The 4,589-nt window shown below is 65.7% G+C and carries 5 protein-coding genes; 3 read left to right on the forward strand and 2 right to left on the reverse strand.

Annotation, left to right across the window (positions count from 1 at the left end; all coding sequences use genetic code 11):
- From AC1D00_RS28050 to AC1D00_RS28060, 3 genes are all read left to right on the forward strand, one after another.
- Nucleotides 1-1,133, forward strand: a 1,133-nt coding sequence (locus AC1D00_RS28050) for an ATP-dependent helicase C-terminal domain-containing protein (RefSeq protein ID WP_477012886.1), incomplete at its 5' end; no start/stop codon positions are given.
- A gap of 129 nt (nt 1,134-1,262) precedes the next feature.
- On the forward strand, nt 1,263-1,775 hold the full coding sequence (locus tag AC1D00_RS28055) for a TIGR02281 family clan AA aspartic protease (protein ID WP_477012887.1): 513 nt from the start codon (nt 1,263-1,265) through the stop codon (nt 1,773-1,775).
- Between the two features lie 192 nt (nt 1,776-1,967).
- Nucleotides 1,968-3,467 carry a phosphomannomutase/phosphoglucomutase gene (locus AC1D00_RS28060; RefSeq protein WP_477012888.1) on the forward strand — a complete coding sequence of 500 codons (1,500 nt, stop codon included), beginning with the start codon at nt 1,968-1,970 and terminating at the stop codon, nt 3,465-3,467.
- A 167-nt stretch (nt 3,468-3,634) separates the two neighbouring features.
- Here AC1D00_RS28060 and AC1D00_RS28065 read toward each other — a convergent pair whose 3' ends face one another.
- On the reverse strand, nt 3,635-4,144 hold the full coding sequence (locus tag AC1D00_RS28065; RefSeq protein WP_027547489.1) for an Lrp/AsnC family transcriptional regulator: 510 nt from the start codon (nt 4,142-4,144) through the stop codon (nt 3,635-3,637).
- 67 nt (nt 4,145-4,211) lie between these two features.
- Nucleotides 4,212-4,589 (reverse strand): PfkB family carbohydrate kinase (locus tag AC1D00_RS28070; RefSeq protein WP_477012889.1); only part of this gene is annotated, 378 nt, incomplete at its 5' end.

Raw genomic sequence — 4,589 nt, forward strand, 5'->3', positions numbered from 1 at the left:
CGGCCATCCTCACCGAGCGCGGGCTCGGCGGCGACAGCGCCGATCTCGAGTACCGGCGCGACCAGTTCCGCCGCGACCGCTCGCCGCGCGCGTCGAGTGCGCGCGACCTCGCCCGGCGCTGGGCCTCGCAGGTCGCGGCGTCGGAGAAGGCGGGGCAGCAGGAAGATCTCTCGACCGGCCTGATGCTCGCCTATGCCTTCCCGGACCGCGTTGCCCGCAATCGCGGCAATGGCAGCTTCGTACTTGCCAACGGCCGCGGCGCCGCCGTCGAGCAAACCTCGTCGCTCGCCCGCGCGCCCTATATCGCGATCGGCGAAATGACGGGAACGGCCGCGAGCGGGCGCATCCTGCTCGCCGCGCAGATCACCGAGGACGACATCGAGCGGCATTTCGCCGAGCATATCGAGACCGTCGACGAGACCTCGTTCGACCGCGGCGCGATGGCGCTGCGCGCGCGGCGCAAGCGCGCGCTGCATGCCATCACGCTCTCTGAAGCTACGTTGGCCGTGTCGCCGTCGGAGGAGACTGCACGCATCCTCGCCGATGGGCTGATCGCCGCGGGCCTCGACCGGTTGCCCTGGTCGAAGGCGGCCAAACAATGGCGCGACCGCGTGATGTTCCTGCGCAAGGCCGAAGGCGACAGCTGGCCCGATCTGTCCGACGACGGGCTGATCGCGCGGCGCGACGATTGGCTGGTGCCCGCGCTCTACGACAAGATTGCGCTCAAGGATATCTCCGCCGGCGATCTCTCCGATGCGCTGATGGCGCTGTTGCCGTGGGAGATGCGCGCGCGGCTCGACCGCGAAGCGCCGACGCATTTCGAGGCGCCGACCGGCACCGTGCTCGCGATCGACTACGAGGCCGAGCAGGGCCCGACCATCGCGGTGCGGCTCCAGGAGTTGTTCGGGCTCAACACCCATCCGTCGATTGCTGCCGGCAAGGTGCCGCTGGTGCTGGAATTGCTGTCGCCGGCGCAACGCCCGGTGCAGGTGACGCGGGATCTCCCGGGCTTCTGGCGCGGCAGCTACGCCGCGGTGCGCTCCGACCTGCGCGGCCGCTACCCGCGCCATCCCTGGCCGGAAGATCCGGCGAACGCACTGCCGACCCGGCGGGTCAAACCGCGCGGCACCTGAGAAATCACGAACCCGCATTAACCGTCCGCTCATCCTTTTCGTCAAAATGGCAATGGTCCGGCCGCAGCGTCGCTCGCGGGCGGTCGTGTCGCGTGGTGAAATCGAGCTTTCCGGCTCGGAAGTGGTGTGATGCGTAACATAATGATCTTCGCGGCCATCATGATCGGCCTCGGCACCTTCATGGYGCAGATGGCGGACAGGATGAGCTCCGCTTCCGCCACGTCAGCGCCGCGCACGACGGTGGCGGTCGCAGCCACCGCGCCGGCCGGTGGCCGCAGCCTCGCCATTGGCCGCGACGGCCGCGGCCATTTCCAGACCGAGGGCCGGATCGATGGTCAGCGCATCGGCTTCATGGTCGACACCGGCGCCTCCGTGGTTGCGCTGAACGAGACCTCGGCCGCCCGCTTCGGCCTGCGTCCCTCGCGCAGCGAATACAACGCCACCGTCTCCACCGCCAACGGCACCATCAAGGCCGCGCGCACCCGCATCGCCATGCTGGAGGTCGGCGGCCTCGTCGTGCGCGACGTCGAAGCCATGGTGCTGCCGGACGAGGCGCTATCGGAAAACCTGCTCGGCCTCTCCTTCCTGTCCCGCCTGAAGCGTTTTGAGTACGCCAACGGCCAGATGGTGCTAGAGCAGTAAGGGCCTCCCAAGGGCGCCTGCGACCGTATATTTCAAAAAACGTCGCTGTTTCGACCGCTGTCGCGGTCAGGTTTTCCCTGTTACCAAACTGCCGCAATTATAAGCCACAAGCTGCCAATCCCGCCTTCCGCGGCGGCCTGGCATTCGCTAAGGCTGCATCAGATCCTGCCCCCCTTTCACGAGACCGTCTCAATGTTTCCCAAGCCGAAATCCGTCTTGTTGCCCAACACCTACGCCTTCGAATCCGAGCCGATGGTGAAATCCACGGGTTTTCGCGAATACGACGCGCGCTGGCTGTTCCAGAAGGAAATCAACCTGATGGGGATCCAGGCGCTCGGCATGGGGCTGGGCGCGCTGATCGCGGAACTCGGCGTCAAGCAGGAGATCGTCACCGGCCATGATTTCCGCGGCTATTCGGCCTCGATCAAATACGCGCTGATCTCCGGCCTGATGGCCGCGGGGTGCAAGGTGCACGACATCGGTCTGGCGGTGACGCCGATGGCCTATTTCGCGCAGTTCGACCTCGACGTGCCCTGCTGCGCGATGGTCACGGCCTCGCACAACGACAATGGCTGGACCGGCGTGAAGATGGGCGCCAACCGTCCGCTGACGTTCGGCCCGGACGAGATGACGCGGCTCAAGGAGATCGTGCTGGGCGCCGAGTTCAAGAACAAGGTCGGCGGCTCCTACCAGTTCCACGAGAATTATCYGGCGCGCTACATCGCCGATCTCACCAGCCGTCCGAAGCTGACGCGCAAGCTCAAGGTTGTCGCGGCCTGCGGCAACGGCACCGCCGGCGCGTTCGCGCCGCAGGTGCTGGAGGCGATCGGCTGCGAGGTGATCCCGCTCGACACCGAGCTCGACCACACTTTCCCGAAATACAATCCGAATCCTGAAGACATGGAGATGCTGCACGCGATCCGCGACGCCGTGCTGCAGCACAAGGCCGATGTCGGGCTCGGCTTCGACGGCGACGGCGACCGCTGCGGCGTCGTCGACAACACCGGCGAGGAGATCTTTGCCGACAAGGTCGGCGTGATGCTCGCCCGCGACATGTCGGCGATCCACAAGGACGCGCAGTTCGTCGTCGACGTGAAGTCGACCGGCCTGTTCGTCACCGATCCTGTTCTCCAGAAGCAGGGCGCGAAGGTCGCCTATTGGAAGACCGGCCATTCCTACATGAAGCGCCGCACCCACGAGATGGGCGCGCTCGCGGGCTTCGAGAAATCCGGCCACTTCTTCTTCAACAAGCCGTACGGGCGCGGCTATGACGACGGCCTGGTGTCGGCGATCGCGATCTGCGACATGCTCGACCGCGCGCCCGGCAAATCGATGGCTGATCTGAAGAACGCACTGCCAAAAACCTGGTCGTCGCCGACCATGTCGCCGCATTGCGGCGACGAGGTCAAATACGGCGTCATCGACAAGGTCGTGAAGCATTTCGAAGGCCTGCAGGCGAAGGGGGCCAAGATCGGCGGCCAGGCGATCCGCGACCTCGTCACCGTCAACGGCGTGCGCGTCACGGTCGAGGACGGCAGCTGGGGCCTGGTGCGCGCCTCCTCCAACAAGCCCGAGCTCGTCGTCGTGGTCGAGAGCCCGGTCTCCGAGCAGCGCATGCACGACATGTTCGAGATGGTGAACAGCGTGCTGCGCACGCATCCCGAAGTCGGCGAGTACAATCAGAAGATCTGAGAGGGGCCGGTATCACCACATACACTGCGTCATGCCCGCCTAGTGCGCAATTGCGCACGGGGGCGGGGCATCCAGTACGCCGCGGCCTCCCGGTCCAAACGCTGGCATCTCGGAGTACTGGATCGCCCGGTCAAGCCGGGCGATGACACTTTTCGTGTGGTGAGCTCTTACGCCGCCACCACCGCCGGGATCGGCAGCGCGGTGACCGACTTGATCTTCTCCATCGCGAAGCGCGAGGTGACGTTCTTCAGCGGCACGGCGCTGATCAGCTTCTTGTAGAACACGTCATAGGCCTGCATGTCCGCGACCACGACGCGCAGCATGTAGTCGACGTCGCCGGCCATCCGGTAGAACTCCATCACCTCGGGCATGGCGCTGACGGCTTCGGCGAACTTCTTGAGCCAGGCGTCGGAATGGTCGGCACTCTCCACCGAGACGAACACGGAGATGCCGAGCCCGATCTTGTTCTGGTCGACCAGGGCGACCCGCTTCAGGATCACGCCGTCAGCCTCCAGCCGCTGGATGCGCTTCCAGCAGGGGGTCGAGGACAGGCCGACACGGTCGCCGATCTCGGCGACGGAGAGGGAGGCATCCTCCTGGAGTACCATCAGGATCTTGCGGTCGATGGCGTCGAGGCGGCGGCTGGTCTCGGGGATCTGGACAGCGAGGTCAGTCATTTGAAGAACTTTGTTCCATTTCTTGGGCAGATTTCCCTGATATAGAGAAAATCATTCCACGGCAAGCCTATAATCGCGCCGGCCCGCTGCGCGCCGCCGCAGGCGGCATGTGCAAAAGCTGTTCAACTTCAAGGCGTTGTGGGGCGGCCAGACCGCCACCATGGCGGGTACATTTCAGCGCTGCAGCCGCCGCGGCGAATCGCAGCGCCTCGCGCACCCCCTCTCCCTCGGCGAGGCGGAGCGTGAAGGCGCCATGGAAGACATCGCCCGCGCCGAGCGTATCGACCGCCTGGACCGGGAAGGCCGGCGTCTCCTCCAACTCGCCCGTCTCGTTCAGCCAGATCGTACCGAGGGGACCGCGGGTGGCGGCGAGGAAGGCTAGCGTCAGCTTCGCCAGGTGCCTCAATGCCTCGCCGTCGTCGGCGATACCGGCACTCTCCTGCAC

The sequence above is a fragment of the Bradyrhizobium sp. P2_E8 genome (assembly GCF_056403875.1).